Raw genomic sequence first — 17,002 nt, forward strand, 5'->3', positions numbered from 1 at the left:
TGTCCCAGACTCCCCCGATAGGCATGCTCGGCGCGCATACGCCGTCGAGCATCGCTATACGGGGCAGTAAGGACGTAGAAGTGGAGTGGAAGTCGGCTATCGCGTCCCCGGTCGGGTGAAGTCGGCGCGTTTGCGGTCGATGACCGCGCGGTAGTCGCAGTCGGCGACGTGGTCGTTGACCATGCCCATCGCCTGCATCATCGCGAACATGGTGGTCGGGCCGACGAACTTCCAGCCTCGCTTCTTCAAGTCTTTCGAGAGGGCCACCGACTCGGGCGACGTGGTGAGCGTGGCCGGTTCCGGCTGCTGCGCGGGCTCATAGCTCCACAGGTAGCCGGCCAGTGAGCCCTCGTCGGCGATCAGCTCCTGTGCACGGCGCGCGTTGTTGACGGCGGCCTCGATCTTCCCCCGATGCCGCACGATCCCGGCATCGGCGAGCAGGCGCGCGACGTCGTCGTCGCCGAAGGCCGCCACCGACGGGATGTCGAACCCGGCGAACGCCGCCCGGAAGTTCTCCCGCTTGTTGAGGATGGTCAGCCAGCTCAGGCCGGACTGGAAGCCTTCGAGGCAGAGCTTCTCGAACAGCCGGGTGTCGTCGTCGACCGGAACGCCCCACTCGTCGTCGTGGTAGCGCACGTAGTCCGGTGTCGCCGCACACCACCCGCAGCGGGCCACCCCGTTGGACACGAACGCCTCGGCAGCCACGGCATGCCCCCTCTGCAGGACTCGATGTGCTCCGCCGCCAGGACTCGAACCTGAAATGCCTGAACCAAAATCAGGAGTGTTGCCGATTACACCACGGCGGATGGCGCGGTCGATTCTGCCACAGAACCGTCCGGCTAGATGTAGTGCTCAGGCAGGTTGTTTGAGAGGCGGCTGATCGGAGGGCGCTTCTCGGTGGCGGTGTGGGGCCTGTGGTGATTGTAGAAGTGCAGCCAGGCTGGCAGGGCGGCTCGGCGTGCTGACTCTGAGTTGTAGTGCCGCGAGTAGGCCCAACCGTCGGCCAGGGTGCGGTGGAATCGTTCGATTTTGCCGTTCGTCTGTGGACGGTATGGGCGGGTGCGTTGGGGTCTTATACCAAGCTGGTTGCAGGCCCGTTGCCAGTCCTTGGATCGGTATGCCGAGCCATTGTCGGAGAGGACTCGCTGCACGCGAACCCCTCGATCGGCAAACCAGGACACGGCCCGCTGCAGCACACCGATCGCGGTGACCGCCTTCTCGTCGTCGTGGATCTCGGCGTAGGCCACGCGGGAGTGGTCATCGATGACGGTGTGCACGTAGGCGTGCCGCATTAACGGCTGACGGCGCTTGTTGCGTTCAGTGGCTGTGACTGCTCGGTTGCGGCCGCCTTGGCTGCGGCCGACAGAGCGCCACCCGCCGCCATCTGGGATGTTGCCGAGTTTTTTGACGTCGACGTGGATCAACGAGCCGGGTGTGTCGTGTTCGTAGCGTCGGATCGGTTCACCGGTCTTCACCTCGACATGAGAGAGCCGGTTGAGGCGGCACCGCACCAGCACCGCGTGCACCGTGGAGGCCGGCAGGTTCAACCGGCCGGCGATCTGGACTGGACCCCAGCGTTTACGGATCCGTAGGTGCACGATCTTCTTCACCACCGGCAGCGGCGTCCGGTTCGGATGAGAGTGCGGCCGCGAGGACCGATCGGCCATGCCTTCGGGTCCGAGCTCGAGGTACCGGCGGGCCCATTTCTGCGCCGTCGGCCAGGACACTCGGAAGTAGTCGGCAGCTGCACCAACTGACCATCCGTCATCGATGACCTTGCGCGCGAGCTTCAGCCGTTGTCGTGGCGTCAGTGCCGCATTAGCGTGGGACACGAGAACCTCCTGTTTTGCAGAGCGAGTGGTAAGCAAGCTCCACTCTGCCGGGAGGTTCTCTTCAGATCAGGGCAGCCAGATCAAACAATGTCCCTGAGCACTACAGCTAGATGAGCGCCTTGTCGTGGCTACGGCGCCACCGAAAATCGACCATCGCCGCATTCGCTCCACCGCGACGCAGCCAGGCCGGCAGGAACCGGTTGGTGGTCGACACGAACCGGAACAGCGCTTCGAACGAGCGCCTCTGACGGTCGGTCCAGACCAGCCCCAACTGCTCCTGATAGATCGGCGGAAGGAAGCCGACGGTCAGGAAGCGCAGCATGTGCTTGAACGGCAGCCGAATGAACGGGTTGATCATCTTCAGGTCGACCAGGTCGTTCAAGTAGGCGTGCGTCCTGTCGTCGATGACAACTCTTTCGCACGCCGTGTTCCAGTAGACGTCGAAGTCCTTGCGCGTAGCCGGCCACATCTCGTCGGTCACCTGCAGGGTGGTGCCCAGGACCTTGCCGGTCTGATAGAAGAGCTCTGCGTCGTCCTCGCTCATCAGCCCGTGAAGCAACTGGTGCGTGTCCTCGAGACCCACATAGAGGCAGGCGGCCACCCACAACTGCAGCTCTCGATTGAAGGCGTTGTACTTCACGGGACTGTCGGCATCGGACTTCACGTGGCGGTGCGCCGAGTCGATCGCCTTGCGCAGCGCGATCCGCTCTTCTTCGGTGCCGAGGATCGCGACGCTCAGGTACTGCGTGGTCGTCCGCGCCCGTTTCCACGGATGCTTCATCAGCGAGCCGGATTCGACTTTGCTCTCCATCACCCCGTATGCGACTTCCGTCCAGCCCAGTTGCATGACGACATTGGCCGCCGCGCCCGCCAGCTGCCAGAACTCGACGGCCTCGGTGATCACCGCAGGCTTGTCAGCGCTCGTGGCACGCTTCTTCGTGGAGCCGATCCGGATCCGCGTCTGCGCGTTGGTCAGTCGCGGACGACGTTGCGCCAGGTCCGGCAGGTACGCCATCGGGTAGTCGAGCCCGATCGGTTCCGGTGCGTCGACCTCTTCCGGCATCAGGACCACCACCCGGCCGCGACGTTACAAACGCCTCCGATTTGTTTCATGTTCCGATGGTGGCAGAGGACCACCACGCGCGCAGCCGAACCGGACGAATCATCGCGAATCCAGTCCCAGGATCGGCAGCACGAACTCTCGTGCCAACTGCCGCAGCTTCGGCAGGTCGTCGAGGTCGATCAGATCACTGGGTGTGGTGATCAACGACGCACACAATCGCACCAGCATCTCGGCGGCCATGTCGATCGGCACGTGCGCCGGAATGTTCCCGGCCTGCTGCTCCTGAGCGAGCTGCATCGCGATGAACCGCCGGACCTCCCCCATCGTCCGGCCATCACCACCGCCGACCAGGCCCGGCACCATCGCCGGCTCGGTCTCCAGCAGACGCATGATCAGCGGATTGCGGCCGATCGTGCGCAATGACGTCACCAGCGTCGACACCACCCGGTCCTGGACGGTGCGCGCCCGGGCCGCCTCCTCGCGAAAAGCCTCGAGGTAGCGGCTGAACTCGCGGAGCATCACCGCGTCGACCAAGGCGTCCTTGCTGTCGAACTTGCGATAGATGGTGATCCGGGCGGTACCCGCCCGGCGCGCCACCTCTTCCATCGAGGTCCGGGCGATGCCGTTCTCACAGAACTGGCCGTACGCCGCATCGAGAAGCTTGGTCCGGGTCCGATCCGACCGCGAACCATCGCCACCCCGGCCGACCTGCAGAAGCGCGCGCTCCAACAGGTCGCCGGGTGTGAACGTAGAAGGGTCCGAAGCCATCGCCTCACGGTACGTCACCCGGGTGCCGAGGCGGACCGGATCGCTCCGGGCGCGCGACGGGCGTTCAGTTCATCGGCTTGCCGGCCACATACAGCACCTGGCCGGTCACGTAGCGGGCGGCTTCGGCGGCGAAGAACGACACCGCATTGGCGATGTCCTCCGGCTGGCCGGCGATCTTGACGGCGGTGTCGTCCGCGCACGCCTTGATGAAGTCGTCGAACGGAACACCGATGCGCTCGGCGGTCGCCTTGGTCATGTCGGTCTGGATGAATCCCGGCGCGATCGCATTGGCGGTGACGCCGAAGCGGCCCAGCTCGATCGCCAGAGTCTTGGTGAAGCCCTGCATGCCGGCCTTGGCGGCCGAATAGTTCGCCTGGCCGCGGTTGCCGAGCGCCGAGGTGCTCGACAGGTTCACGATCCGGCCCCAGCCGGCGTCCACCATGTGGCGCTGGCAGGTCTTGCTCATCAGGAAGGCGCCCCGCAGGTGCACGCCCATCACCGTGTCCCAGTCGTCGACGGACATCTTGAACAGCAGGTTGTCGCGCAGGACACCGGCGTTATTGACCAGCACGGTCGGAGCGCCCAGCTTGTCGGTCACCGTGTCGACGGCGTCGATCACCTGCGCCTCGTCGGAGACGTCCGCGCCGACGGCGATCGCGCTGCCGCCGGCCTTGGTGATGGCATCGACGGTGTCCTGGCAGGAATCCGCGTTGAGATCCAGCACGGCGACGGCCATGCCGTCGGAGGCCAGACGCTGAGCGGTGGCGGCGCCGATTCCGCGGGCCGCACCGGTGACAATGGCTACTTTCTGAGTGCTCATGGCACGAACCGTACCGGTTCTTCCGTCCCGCCGATTAGCGTCTGAGAGACCGAGCCCGACTACCGCCCACTCGACGACGCTGCGTAGGATTCGGTGGTCGTAGGCCGATCGACACGAAGGACTCGAATGACCGAGAACACCGGCGCGCATACCGCTGTGATCGTTCTGGCGGCCGGTGCCGGTACCCGGATGAAGTCCAAGACCCCCAAGATCCTGCACTCGATCGGCGGACGCACCCTCGTCTCGCACGCCCTCCACGGCGCGAACGACATCGCCCCCGACCATCTGATCGCCGTCGTCAGCCACGAACGCGAGAAGGTGAGCGCGGAGATCCGGCGCGTCGCCGACGAACTCGGCCGCGACATCGCGATCGCGATCCAGGACGAGCCGCTGGGCACCGGAGACGCCGCCCGCGCCGGCATGACGGCCCTCCCCGACGACTTCTCCGGCACCGTTCTGGTGACGGTCGCCGACGCCCCCCTCCTGGACGGCGCGACCCTCCAGTCGCTGGTCGCCGAGCACACCGCCGCCCCCGGCGCCGCCGTCACGCTCACCAGCTTCCTCGTGGACGACCCCACCGGATACGGCCGGATCGTGCGAGCCGGGGACGGTGAGGTGACCGCGATCGTCGAGCACAAGGATGCGTCCGACGAACAGCGCGCCATCGGCGAGGTCAACGCCGGCATCTATGCCTTCGACGCGGCCACCCTGCGGTCCGGTCTGGCCGGACTCTCGACCGACAACGCCCAGGGCGAGTACTACCTGACCGATCTGGTGGAGATCGCCCGGACCGACGGGAAACTGGTGCGCTCGCTGGTGGTCGACGACCCCGCCGTCGTCGCCGGCTGCAACGACCGTGCCCAGCTCGCCGAACTCGGCGCCGAACTGAACCGACGCGTCGTGCGCCGCCATCAGCTGGCCGGCGTCACCGTGGTCGACCCGGCCACCACCTGGATCGACGTGGACGTGCGGATCGGGCAGGACGTGCGCATCGAGCCTTCCACCCAGTTGCTCGGCACGACCACCGTCGGCGACGACGCCCTCATCGGACCGGACACCACCCTGCGCGACGTCACCGTCGGCGATCGGGCCTCGGTGATCCGCACCCACGGCAGCGACGCCGTCCTCGCCGCCGACACCACCGTCGGCCCGTACGCCTACCTGCGTCCCGGCACCGACCTGGGTGAGGCGGGCAAGATCGGCACGTTCGTGGAGACCAAGAACGCGCAGATCGGCCCCGGCAGCAAAGTTCCGCACCTCACCTATGTGGGCGACGCCGAGATCGGCGAACAGACCAACATCGGCGCCTCCAGCGTCTTCGTCAACTACGACGGCGTGAACAAGCACCGCACGCAGATCGGCGCCCACTGCCGGACCGGTTCGGACAACATGTTCGTCGCGCCGGTGACCGTCGGCGACGGCGCCTACACCGGTGCCGGTACCGTCGTGCGCGACGACGTCCCGCCCGGCGCCCTCGCGGTGTCGGCGGGCGCACAGCGCGTCATCGAAGACTGGGTTCTGAACAAGCGCCCCGACAGCCCCGCGGCCACCGCCGCGCGTAACGCCCGGAAGAACAACGAGGAGAGCGGCTCATGACCTGGACCGTCGACAACCAGAAGAACCTGATGCTGTTCGCGGGGCGTGCACACCCCGACCTGGCACAGGCCGTGTCCGACGAGCTGGGCATCCCGATCACGCCGCAGACGGCGCGTGACTTCGCCAACGGCGAGATCTTCGTGCGGTTCGAGGAGTCGGTGCGCGGCTCGGACGCCTTCGTCCTGCAGAGCTGCCCCTACCCCACCAACCACTGGGTGATGGAGACGCTGATCATGATCGACGCGCTCAAGCGCGGATCGGCCAAGCGCATCACCGCCATCCTGCCGTTCTACCCGTATGCGCGCCAGGACAAGAAGCACCGCGGCCGTGAGCCGATCTCGGCCCGCCTGATGGCCGACCTGTTCAAGACCGCCGGCGCTGACCGCATCGTCACCGTCGATCTGCACACCGACCAGATACAGGGCTTCTTCGACGGCCCCGTCGACCACATGCACGCGCAGGGCCAGCTGGCCGAGTACGTCCGCGAGCACTACGGCACCGACAACATCTGTGTGGTGTCCCCGGATGCCGGACGCGTGAAGGTCGGCGAGAAGTGGGCAGACGCCCTCGACGGCGCGCCGATGGCCTTCGTGCACAAGACCCGCGACCCCGATGTCGCCAACCAGGTGGTGTCGAACCGCGTGGTCGGCGAGGTCAAGGGCAAGACCTGTGTGTTGATCGACGACATGATCGATACCGGCGGCACCATCGCCGGTGCGGTGAAGGTCCTCAAGGAGGCCGGTGCCGGCGACGTCATCATCGCCACCACCCACGGCGTGTTCTCCGACCCGGCCACCGAGCGGCTGTCGACCTGCGGCGCCAAGGAGGTCATCGCGACCGATACGCTGCCGATCCCGGAGGAGAAGCGCTTCGACAACCTGACGGTGCTGTCGATCGCCCCGCTGCTGGCGCAGACGATCCGCGAGGTCTTCGAGAACGGCTCGGTCACCAGCCTGTTCGACGGCAACGCCTGATCAGTCCCCGGACGTCGTGACCTCCCACCCGTCGGGGGTGCGGACGTACAGCGCGCGACGGTGATTCCGGTCGTGCGTCGCCTGCAGGAATTCGACTCTGTCCGGACGGACGGCCCACACCTGCCAGTCGGGATCGTCGGTGCCCGCGTACGTGGGGCGCGCTCGCCAGTCGGCCAGCGACTCCTCGGCCGACAGTGGAGTCGCGGTCCCGACGAGTTCCAGCTGGCGAGCGAGTTCTCGCCAGTAGAAGAACACCGACGACGACGGGTTCGCGGCGAGCTGTCGTCCTTTCCTGGAACTCCGCCGACTCGCGACGTGCACGCCGCGATCGTCGACGTCTTTGACGGTCAGGCTGCGCGTCGCCGGACGACCGTGGTCGTCGACGGTGACGAACGCTGCGGCGTGCGGCGCACGCTCCCCGGATGCGATCGCGTCGGCCAGCCAATCCCTAACGAGGTCCAGCGGATCGACCGGCAGCGCCGCGAGATCGAAGACCGTCAGGTCGTCGGGAAACACCGGCAGTGCACGCAGCCGGTCGCGGAAGTCGCTCACCCGGTCACTGTATTCCGGCACGCTACGGTGGACGGATGGATGCCACCATCTATCACAACCCCCGCTGCACGACGTCCCGCAAGACGCTCGAGCGGCTGCGTGAGGCCGGTGTCGAACCGACCGTGGTGAAGTACCTCGATGAGGGCTGGACCCGCGAGCAGTTGCAGCAGCTGTTCGCCGATGCCGGGCTGTCGCCGGCCCAGGCGGCACGCCGCCGGGAGCCGCTCTACAAGGAGCTGAACCTCGCCGACGCCACGGACGACCAGATCCTCGACGCGATGGTCGCGCACCCGGTGCTGGTGGAGCGTCCCTTCGTCGTCACCGACAAGGGCGCCCGTCTCGCGCGGCCGATCGAGAGCGTCGACGAGATCCTCTGAGCAACCGAGGCGAGCAGTCGGGACTCCTTTCGACAAGCTCAAGGAGCGTTGGGCGACTCAGGGGACGTTCGGGGGCAGGGCGCTCACCGGATTCCGCAGCTGCGGCAGCGTCGACGGGAACGGGATCGCCACCAGTCCCCGGCCGAAGGCGCGCAGACACTTCCAGAAGTCGAAGTAGTCGCGCCACACCGTGATCCGGCCGTCGACGATCTCGTTGTGGCCGCACACCCAGAACAGGGTGCGGATCGGGCCGATGGTCAACTCGTCCCACCGCTCGGTCAGCACCACCGTCGTGCCCGACCCCGACGATGCACAGTCGGCGGCGATCGCCACGATCTCGGCGTCGAAACTCACCAGTGACCCGTTGAGCCCGTGCATGAGCTTTCCGAACCGCTTCTTGCCGCGCACCGTCGGCAGGCCGACGTTCGTGTAGACGATCCCGTCGTCGATGTCGGCGAGCGCATCGTCGACCCGATGCTGCGCGAGCGCGGCGAAAAAGTCTGTGACCAGGTCTTCCGGTTTCCGTGACGTCATCGACTCATGTTAGGCTCACTGCCGTTGTCACGGCGAGGGTGAACCCGCTGCAGGGATCACCGTGATCGGCGCGACCTGGAGGTTCTCTCTCGCACTCGGAGTGCGTGGTGATCGTCTCGGCACGCCGACTGTGTTTTCCACAGTTTGTGTTTCCCACAGTTGCCGCGAAACCACCCGAGTGGCCCGGAACAGCCGGGCCCCACGATCCGAGGAGAGCCACATGGCTACCGATACCCCGAAGCTGAACGTCGCCGTTCGCGACGACAAGGGCAAGGGCGCCGCCCGCCGCGCCCGCCGCGAAGGCCAGGTTCCGGCCGTTCTGTACGGCCACGGCGCCGACCCCCAGCACCTGCTGCTCCCGAACCGTGAGCTGGCCGCCATCCTGCGCAAGAACGGCATGAACGCCGTCATCGACCTGGACATCGACGGCAAGAGCCAGCTCGCGCTGACCAAGCAGGTCGACATCCATCCGCTGCGCAACTTCCTGCAGCACGTCGACCTCCTCATCGTCCGCCGCGGCGAGAAGGTGACCGTCGAGGTGTCGCTGGTCATCGAGGGCAACGCCGCACCGGGCACCCTGGTGGTCCAGGACGCCAGCGCCATCGAGATCGAGGCCGAGGCCCTGCACATCCCGGAGAACATCGTCGTCTCCATCGAGGGCGCCGAGGCCGGCACCATCATCCACGCCGGCGACATCACGCTGCCCGAGGGTGCCACCCTGGTCTCCGATGAGGGCCTGTCGCTGGTCGCCATCAACGAGGCCAAGCAGGCCGAGGAGCCGGCCGACGACGCCGCCGAGGGCGACGCCGAGGGCGGCGAGACCGAGGGCGACGCCGCTCCCGCCGAGGAAGCCTCGGAGTAATTCCGACGCTGATCGTCGGACTGGGGAATCCCGGTCCCGCTTACGAGAAGACCAGGCACAACATCGGCGCAATGGTCGCCGATGGCCTGGTCTTCTCGTACGGCGAGAAGTACACCGTGCACAAGAAGTCGGGCGCCGAGGTGGCGACCGTACGGCTGCCCGGACCGTCGGGAACTCCCGAACCGGTCCTGGTCGCGAAGGCACGGACCTACATGAACACCACCGGGCGGCAGATCGGCCCGCTGGTCAAGTACTACGACGTCGCTCCGCAGGATCTGATCGTCCTGCACGACGAGTTGGACATCGACTTCGGTCAGGTGCGGCTCAAGCAGGGCGGCGGCGAAGGCGGCCACAACGGCCTGCGGTCGATCTCGCAGGCCGTCGGCACCCGCGACTATCTGCGCGTGCGTCTGGGCATCGGTCGTCCTCCCGGCCGTCAGGATCCGGCGGACTTCGTGTTGAAGCCCTTCCCGTCGGCCGACAAGGACGAGGTGGAGTTGTTGATCCGCAACGGAATCGACGCCACCGAACTCCTCGTGAAGGACGGGCTGGTGGACGCCCAGAACATCGTCCACACCTGGTAGCCCTGTTTTTCGAGTAGTCGACTACTCGAATCGCCGGCCACGTGTCGGGTTTCGATGAACAATGAGCAGCACAGCTCATCATCGAAGGGGCTGATCATGGGTCGCATCTCTCTCCGCCCGACGGCACGGTGATCCGTGCGCGTCCACGGCGAATCCGGTCCCGGATACACACCACCGGCGGCCTCGCACACCGTCTTCGTCGGCCGCGAGGACGAGCGGTCGCGGATCCGGCGGCTCCTCACCCACCCTGATCGGCCGGTGCTGGTGCTGACCGGACCGGCCGGCATCGGCAAGACCCGGCTGGCCCGGGAGGTCGCCGAAGCCGACGCCGGACGGCTCGCCACCTACTGGACGCAGGCCGACCCGTCGACACGCGACGTGCCGTTCGGAATCTTCGAGAAGTGGGCCGACCCGGCGCGCAGCGATCCGCTGCAGCGGTTCTCCGAACTGCTGACCACTTTCACCGACCGCACCCAACCCACCCTGCTGGTGGTCGACGACGTCCATCTCGCCGACGACCTGTCGATGTTCCTCATCCACCAGCTGGCCGGCGGATCGGCCACGCGTCTGATGCTGACGCTCCGCAGCGGCGAGGAGCTCGGTCCGGCGGTGAGCGAGGTCCTCGCGCTCGGCAACGTCGAACGCATCGAGCTCGCACGGTTCACGCGCGCCGAGGTCGCCCAGTTCCTCGCCGCGGGCGGTCGTTCCCCCGACGAGCGGTCGGCGACCGAACTGTGGCGCCGCTCCGGCGGCAACCCGCTGTTCCTGACGACTCTGGTCGCCACCGGCGGTGATCCCCGGACCGTGTCCGACGATCTGCGGAGCACGGTCGAGTCGATGCTGAACCGCGACGCCGGACTCTGTCGCCTGATCGACGTCCTCGCCGAAGCCGAATCGCTGCCGCTGGCGGCGCTCACCCGACTGATCGGCACAGTGGCGATCGAGACCGCCGAGTCGCGTGGTCTGATCACCGTGGTGCCGGGAGGCGGCTGGACCACTCGCCTCGCGCACCCGCTGTACGGCGAGGTCCATCGCGAATCACTGTCACCCGACGATCGCCTGCGGATCCGGACCGAGATCGTCGAGGCCGTCGGCGACGACCCGTTGATCCGGTCCGACTACGGTCACACCCTCCGGATGGCGGTCCTGGCGGCCGGTACCTCCACCGGCAACGAGGCACGGGCGACCGGTGTGCCCGCCGCGGCGAACCGGGACTCCGTTCTCGTCCACGGCGCGGAAGCGGCGCTGTCCGTCCTCGACATGCCGTTGGCCGCATCCCTGGCCGGCAAGGTCGACGAGGCCGGCGAACAGCACACCTATGCCCGGATCATCTACGGCTACGCGCTCGCCGCGTTCGGTGATCAGAAGACGTCCGAGGAGGTGCTCGACGGGTTGGCGGCACAGACCGGCGACCCCGAGACACTCGAGACCATCGCCCTCATGCGGACCGGAGGTTCGCTGTGGGTGGAGAACGACCCGGCACCGTTGCGGACATTGGGCGAGGATCCGGCGACGAGTGAGGAGACACGACGCAGCGTGGCGGGTTTCCTCACGGCGATCAGCGGTGACGCCGCGGCGTCGGTGGCCGCGATGCCCGACGATCCCCCGCGGCCGCCGTACCGGACGCCGATCGACCGGCACGGGGTCGCCGGACTGATCGCGGCGCTCGGGCGGGTGACCGCGACCAGTGCGCTGGGCGACCACCCGGGCCTGCTGACCTCGATCCAGGCGGCGTTCGAGCAACTGGAGGGGTCCGCGATGGCGGCCTCCCAGCAGACCCAGCTCGGTGCCGCGATGGTGCTGGCTCTCTCGTTGTCCGGCGACGTTCCCGCCACCCGCGACGCCGTGGGGCGTCTGGCTCCGCGTCTGGCCCCGTTCCCCGGCATCTCGCAGTTCTGTCTGTCCGGTCTCCGCAGCATCACGGAGATGGCCACGGGCGAGGTCCGGCGGGCCCTCGACCTGGCACGCGACGCCGTGGACGGCTTCGACGACGCCGGCGCGCCACCGTTCATCTGGTATCCCGCGTGCCTGGCGTACACCGAGGCGGCCGCGGCCGGCGGCGACGGACGGACTGCCCGCCGCCTGCTGTCCCGCCTCAGCAAGCACCCGAATCACGGCTTCGGCTACCTCGAACCCCGGGTGGAGGTGTGCCGGGCCTGGTGCGCGGCCGGCCGTCCCGAGGAGGCCGTCGCGCGTCTGCTGGCGGCCACCGATGCCGCGCAGGCGCGGCAACGGTACGGCGTCGCCGCCTACTGTCTGCAGACCGCGTTGCGGTTCGGTGCCGCGAACGCCGGCGAGCGCGCCGCGCGTCTGCTCGCGGCCGCACCGTCGATGCCGCGGATCGTCACCGTCGACCGCCACGCCCGTGCCCTCGAGGCCGGTGACCCGCACCTGCTGCTGGCGGTGTCGCAGGAATATCTCGACAACGGGGACAGCGCGTCGTTCGCCGACGCGTCCGCGCAGGCCGCCACCGGCCTGTTCCGGACCGGCGACGGCCAGACCGGATTCGATGCACTCGACCGCGCCCTCACCCAGGCCGCGGCGATCGGTCTGGACAGCCCGGCGATCCGGGCGGCCGATCGGGCCAGCGGCCTCAGCGAACGACAGCGCACCATCGTCGCGCTCGTCCGGCGCGGAGTGTCGAATCGGGGTATCGCCGAACGTCTCTCGGTGTCGGTCCGCACCGTCGAAGGCCACGTCTATCGGGCGTCCCAGGTGCTCGGCGCCCCGATCCGGCGGGGCCGCGAGCCCTTCCCCGCACAGCATCGGCGGGAATAGGATGCCTGGCATGGCGAAGGCCTGGCCCTGGGTCGGACGGCGTCGAGAACTCGCCTCAGCACGACGGGCTCTCGCACCCGGTCGTGCCCTGGTCGTGACCGGCCCGGAGGCGTCCGGCCGCACCCGGACCGCGCGAGAGCTGGCCGCCGACCATCCTGACCCGCGCTGGGTGTCCGCGTGCGGCGCCGGCCGCCCCCTCCCGTTCGGGGCGCTCGCCCGCTGGGTTCGGCCCGGCTCACCGCCGACACCGGACGCCGTGGCCGACGCCCTCCTGGACGGGGCCGGGATCCTCGTCGTCGACGACGCCGATCTTCTCGACGACGCCTCCGTCTCGGCCGTCGCGGAGGCGATGGCCACCGCACGGGTCCCGGTGCTCCTCACCGTCGGAGCGACCCGACCCGCCGCGCCGCTCGACGACCTTCTGAACGCACCCGACGTCACGACCATCACGCTGGGCGACCTCGACCGCACCGAGACCGGCGAACTGATCGCGGCGGCGGTCGGCGGCCCCGTCGATCCCGGCACGGTGGGGCGACTGTGGCTGGCCACCCGCGGCACTCCCGGCTATCTGCGGGCGATGATCTCGCAGGCCCTGAGCACCGGCGCCCTGGCCCGGCGGTTCGGGATCTGGACGCTCGACGACGAGCCGGAGATTCCCGGTGAACTCCGTGACCGGATCGGTGCCCGCCTGCGAGCCGCCGGTCCGGGTGCGACCGAGGTGGTCGACGCTCTGGTGGAGGCCGGCGACCTGTCGGTCGAGACCCTCGAAATGCTGACCGACGCCGACGCGGTGACGGCCGCGCTGGACGCCGCGCTGATCGTCGTCGACGATCCGGCCCCCGGTTCCGGCCCCGTCGCGGCGGTGGCTCACCCGATGATCACTGCGGCGCGCAGGACGTCGGCCGGGATCGCTCATCGACGGCGCCTGCGCGACACACTGGTCGCCGCGCTCCGCGACGTCGATCTGAGCCGGCGCACCCTGAGTGTGGAACTGGGGCTCGCCTCCCTCGCGGTCGAGGAACCCGGCTTCGCGGACCGGGACCACGTGCTGGTCCGCGGCGCCGACGCCGCGGTCCGCACTCTCGACTTCCCGCTCGCCGTCCGCTACTGCCGTGAGGTGGGGCCCGGCCCGTTCCGGACCGCGGCGCTGCTCACCGAGGGCTACATCTCCGCGCAGATCGGCCACGGTGACGACTCGGAGGCCGCCCTGCTCGCCGCGGCCCGCAGTGCCGATGAGCCGGTGATCGTGGAGGTCGCCACGATGCTGCGCGTCTACAACCAGGTGACCGGCCGGGGCGATCTGCGGCGAGCCCGGGAGATCGTCGACGAGTCGGCGGCGTCCGGCGCACTCTCCGCGAGTTCCGGCCGTGCAGCGCTCGGCTTCGTTCTGGCCGCGGACGGGGAGGCGACGCAGGCCTGCCGGGTCCTCGAGCCCCTGTCCACCGCCGGCGACCTCACCGAACTGGCGCGGATGTTCTTCACGATGGGCGCGGTGATCGCCGGCGGTGACACCGGCCGGACAGGCCTCGTCGACGACGCGATGGCCATCGGCGACCAGCAGGCCGACCGCTGGCGGATGGCCCCGCACCAGCGGGTCGCGCTCGGGTGCCTGGAGATCCAGGCCCGTCACCTGTGCGGCGACATCGGCGGGGCGGCCCGCGCACTCGACGAGATGGTTCGCCGGATCCCCGGGCTGCCCGGCCCCGGGACGCACTGGCTCACCGGCCTGGCCGGCCTGACGGCGCTCGCCGAGTGCCGGATGGCCGATGCCGTCGCCCACCTCCGCACCGCTCTCGACGGCCTGGACCGAGCAGGGCAACCCGAGTTCGTCCGCTACCCGTTCTGGCTGGCGTGCGCCGAGGCGGCCGCCCAGGGCGGCGACACCGGGACCGCCGATGCGATGCTCGCGCAGCTGGACCAGGCCCGTGGCGAGACCTACGAGTTCTTCCGTCCGAGAGTCGGCGTGATCCGCGCCTGGCGGGAGGCCGGCCTCGGACTCCTCGAATCGGCCGTCGCCCTCGCCGGTGATGCGGCCGGCCTCGCCCGAAGCCGCGGACAGCTGGCGCAGGAGGCGTACTGCCTGGAGACCGTCGTCCGGCTCGGCGACCCCGCCCCCGCCGACCGGCTGGCCGCACTGGCCGACGAGCTGCCGCAGTGTCCCCGGGCCGCGCTCCTGGCCGCCCACGCCCGGGCGCTCGGCGCCGGCGACCCGGAAGCCCTGACCACGGCCGCCGCGGCGTCACGCGCCGCGCGGCTGGTGGGAGCGGCCACCGACGCCGACGCGCAGGCCACTCTCCTGCTCCGTCAACGAGGACGCCAGGGCGCCGCCCTGTCCGCCCTCCAGCGGGCCTCGGCGACCACCACGACGCACGGCATCCGCACGGTGGCGGTTCAGGCCGCCAGCAGCGCCGACGGCTTGACGCCCCGCCAGCGCGAGATCGTGCGTCTGGTCGAAGCCGGACTCAGCAATCAGCAGATCGCCGACATCACCGGCCTGTCGGTCCGCACGGTCGAGGGACACCGCTACCGCGCCGCGCGCACCGCGTGCCGGGTCAGGACTTGAACGCCGACGCGATCAGGCCCGCCACGTGCCGGCGACCGGTGATCGTCGGATGGATCGGCGTCCCCTCGTCGCCGGGACCGAATCCGGTCAGCGACACGTACCGCCGGCCGTCCGGTGCGCACATGTCGTGACCCGGCTTCTGATCGATGTTGACGGCCGTGAAGCCGGCACGTCCGGCCGCATCCCGGATGGTGTCGTTCAATGCGGTCTGCGCACGGTTCGCGAACGCGACGTTCGCGCGACCGGTGAGCGCATCGATGAAGCAGCCGCGCGGATCCTTCGGCAGCACCCGCAGGTAGCCCACGACCACCACTTTCGCGTTCGGCGCCGCCGACCGGATGGCGGCGTAGGTGCCGTCGAGTCGCGTGCCGAGCCGCTCGATCTTGGCGAAGGTCTTCGCCTTCACCTGCGGCGTGCACTTCGATCCGATCAGGCAGTCGTCGACCAGGTCACCGAAGATCGCCTCGTCGTTGCCGCCGATGGACACCGACACGTACCGCGTGGCCGGACCGAGGCCGTGGACCTGCGGGCCCATCGAGGTGTTCTTCACGATGTCGTCGGTGTCGGCGCCGCTGCACGCCCAGTCCGCGAAGGTGGTGCCCGGCATCCGCCGGGCCACCAGGTGACCGACGTCGTCCGGCGCCTGCGAGCAACCGCGGGTGACGTTCACGTTGTCGACATTCGAACCGGCGGCCACGTACGAGTCACCGATCGAGACGTATCGTGCGCCGCGTTTCCCCAGATCCGGTGCCGCATGGGCGGTCGGGGCGGTCGCCGCTCCGACACCCACCACGGCGAGTGCGGCGACCGGAGCCGCCCAGCGGGCGAGCCTGCTCATGCCTTGAACGCGTTCGCGATCAGGGCCGCGGTGTACTTGCGGCCGGCGATCGTCGGATGGATCGGGATGCCCTCGTCCTTCGGGCCGACACCGGTGAACGACACGTAGCGCTTGCCGTCGGCGGCGCACATGTCGTGACCGGTGGGCTGCTGGGCGTTGACCACGGTGAAGCCCGCCTTGGCGGCCTCCTTACCGATGGTCTCGTTCAGCTTGGCCTGCGTCCGGTTGGCGACGTCGACGCCGTGCTGGCCCATCAGGACGTCGGCGAAGCAGCCGTTCGCGCTGCGCGGCATGATCTTCAGATACTCCAGCACCACGACCTTGGCGTTCGGTGCGGCCTTGCGGACGGCGGCGTACGCACCGTCGAGCTTGGGGCCGAGCCGGGCGAGTTTGGCGTTCGCCGCCTGTTCGGCCTGCGGGGTGCAGAACGCGCCGATGACGCAGTCCTGGATGAGACCGGAGAACAGCGATTCGTCGTTGCCGCCGATCGAGATGGAGACGTACTTCGTCTTGGCCGACAGACCATGGATCTGCGGACCCATCGGGGTGTTCTTGGTGAAGTCCTCGGTGTCGGCTCCACCGCAGGCCCAGTCCGCGAAGCTCACGCCCGGCATCTTCTTCGCGACGAGCCGGCCCACGTTGTCGGCGGCCTGCATACAACCGGACTGCGGGTTCCGGCCGTCGAAGAACGACCCGTTCGCGACGAACGAATCGCCCAGCGAGACGTATTCGGCCCCGCGCTTGCCGAGATCTCCCGTGGCATGCGCGACGGTCGTCGTCGCCACCGCACCGGCGAGAAGCAGGGCGGAGGCGGCCGCCCCCATGATGGTGTTGCGCTTCATGTTCACTCCCTTGTTTGAT

The 17,002-nt window shown here is 68.8% G+C and carries 16 protein-coding genes and 1 tRNA gene; 7 read left to right on the forward strand and 10 right to left on the reverse strand.

Features of this window, described 5'->3' with window-relative positions; genetic code table 11:
• Positions 1-96: 96 nt before the first annotated feature.
• From QM774_RS07945 to QM774_RS07970, 6 genes are all read right to left on the reverse strand, one after another.
• On the reverse strand, positions 97-705 hold the full coding sequence (locus QM774_RS07945) for a DNA-3-methyladenine glycosylase I (protein WP_414975367.1): 609 nt from the start codon (positions 703-705) through the stop codon (positions 97-99).
• 29 nt (positions 706-734) lie between these two features.
• Positions 735-806, reverse strand: a tRNA-Gln gene (locus tag QM774_RS07950).
• A 33-nt stretch (positions 807-839) separates the two neighbouring features.
• Complete coding sequence (locus QM774_RS07955) at positions 840-1,832, reverse strand: IS481 family transposase (protein ID WP_414975368.1); 993 nt, start codon at positions 1,830-1,832, stop codon at positions 840-842.
• A 106-nt stretch (positions 1,833-1,938) separates the two neighbouring features.
• The gene (locus QM774_RS07960) at positions 1,939-2,895 is read right to left on the reverse strand and encodes an oxygenase MpaB family protein (protein WP_414975369.1); all 957 of its coding nucleotides are present in this window, start codon (positions 2,893-2,895) and stop codon (positions 1,939-1,941) included.
• Positions 2,896-2,994: 99 nt separating this feature from the next.
• Entirely contained in the window at positions 2,995-3,663 is a 669-nt protein-coding gene (locus QM774_RS07965; protein ID WP_414975370.1) for a TetR/AcrR family transcriptional regulator, read from the reverse strand.
• A 64-nt stretch (positions 3,664-3,727) separates the two neighbouring features.
• Positions 3,728-4,483: an SDR family oxidoreductase gene (locus tag QM774_RS07970; protein WP_414975371.1), complete on the reverse strand. Its 756-nt coding sequence runs from the start codon at positions 4,481-4,483 to the stop codon at positions 3,728-3,730.
• Between the two features lie 126 nt (positions 4,484-4,609).
• Between QM774_RS07970 and glmU the strand changes: the two genes are divergently transcribed.
• Positions 4,610-6,079, forward strand: a complete 1,470-nt coding sequence (gene glmU / locus QM774_RS07975; protein WP_414975372.1) for a bifunctional UDP-N-acetylglucosamine diphosphorylase/glucosamine-1-phosphate N-acetyltransferase GlmU — start codon at positions 4,610-4,612, stop codon at positions 6,077-6,079.
• Complete coding sequence (locus tag QM774_RS07980) at positions 6,076-7,053, forward strand: ribose-phosphate diphosphokinase (protein ID WP_414975373.1); 978 nt, start codon at positions 6,076-6,078, stop codon at positions 7,051-7,053. Before glmU ends, QM774_RS07980 begins: the two co-directional genes overlap by 4 nt.
• Here QM774_RS07980 and QM774_RS07985 read toward each other — a convergent pair whose 3' ends face one another.
• Entirely contained in the window at positions 7,054-7,605 is a 552-nt protein-coding gene (locus QM774_RS07985; RefSeq protein WP_414975374.1) for a pyridoxal 5'-phosphate synthase, read from the reverse strand.
• A gap of 35 nt (positions 7,606-7,640) precedes the next feature.
• Here QM774_RS07985 and arsC point away from each other — a divergent pair, with 35 nt between their 5' ends.
• Positions 7,641-7,982, forward strand: coding sequence for an arsenate reductase (glutaredoxin) (gene arsC / locus QM774_RS07990; protein WP_414975375.1), 342 nt, complete (start codon positions 7,641-7,643; stop codon positions 7,980-7,982).
• Between the two features lie 57 nt (positions 7,983-8,039).
• Here arsC and QM774_RS07995 read toward each other — a convergent pair whose 3' ends face one another.
• The gene (locus tag QM774_RS07995; RefSeq protein WP_414975376.1) at positions 8,040-8,516 is read right to left on the reverse strand and encodes a limonene-1,2-epoxide hydrolase family protein; all 477 of its coding nucleotides are present in this window, start codon (positions 8,514-8,516) and stop codon (positions 8,040-8,042) included.
• Between the two features lie 220 nt (positions 8,517-8,736).
• On the opposite strand from QM774_RS07995, the gene QM774_RS08000 reads away from it, so the two are divergent.
• From QM774_RS08000 to QM774_RS08015, 4 genes are all read left to right on the forward strand, one after another.
• Positions 8,737-9,378, forward strand: coding sequence for a 50S ribosomal protein L25/general stress protein Ctc (locus tag QM774_RS08000; protein WP_414975377.1), 642 nt, complete (start codon positions 8,737-8,739; stop codon positions 9,376-9,378).
• Between the two features lie 8 nt (positions 9,379-9,386).
• Positions 9,387-9,962 carry an aminoacyl-tRNA hydrolase gene (gene pth, locus QM774_RS08005; protein ID WP_414976617.1) on the forward strand — a complete coding sequence of 192 codons (576 nt, stop codon included), beginning with the start codon at positions 9,387-9,389 and terminating at the stop codon, positions 9,960-9,962.
• Between the two features lie 135 nt (positions 9,963-10,097).
• Positions 10,098-12,740 carry an AAA family ATPase gene (locus tag QM774_RS08010; RefSeq protein ID WP_414975378.1) on the forward strand — a complete coding sequence of 881 codons (2,643 nt, stop codon included), beginning with the start codon at positions 10,098-10,100 and terminating at the stop codon, positions 12,738-12,740.
• 10 nt (positions 12,741-12,750) lie between these two features.
• Complete coding sequence (locus QM774_RS08015) at positions 12,751-15,303, forward strand: helix-turn-helix transcriptional regulator (protein WP_414975379.1); 2,553 nt, start codon at positions 12,751-12,753, stop codon at positions 15,301-15,303.
• Here QM774_RS08015 and QM774_RS08020 read toward each other — a convergent pair.
• Together QM774_RS08020 and QM774_RS08025 are read right to left on the reverse strand one after the other, a co-directional pair.
• Positions 15,293-16,141 (reverse strand): SGNH/GDSL hydrolase family protein, encoded by an 849-nt coding sequence (locus QM774_RS08020; RefSeq protein ID WP_414975380.1) that lies wholly within the window; start codon positions 16,139-16,141, stop codon positions 15,293-15,295. The genes QM774_RS08015 and QM774_RS08020 overlap by 11 nt on opposite strands.
• The gene (locus tag QM774_RS08025; RefSeq protein ID WP_414975381.1) at positions 16,138-16,983 is read right to left on the reverse strand and encodes an SGNH/GDSL hydrolase family protein; all 846 of its coding nucleotides are present in this window, start codon (positions 16,981-16,983) and stop codon (positions 16,138-16,140) included. Before QM774_RS08025 ends, QM774_RS08020 begins: the two co-directional genes overlap by 4 nt.
• Positions 16,984-17,002: the final 19 nt, after the last annotated feature.

The sequence above is a fragment of the Gordonia sp. (in: high G+C Gram-positive bacteria) genome (assembly GCF_047600565.1).
In the GTDB taxonomy this organism is placed as follows: domain Bacteria; phylum Actinomycetota; class Actinomycetes; order Mycobacteriales; family Mycobacteriaceae; genus Gordonia.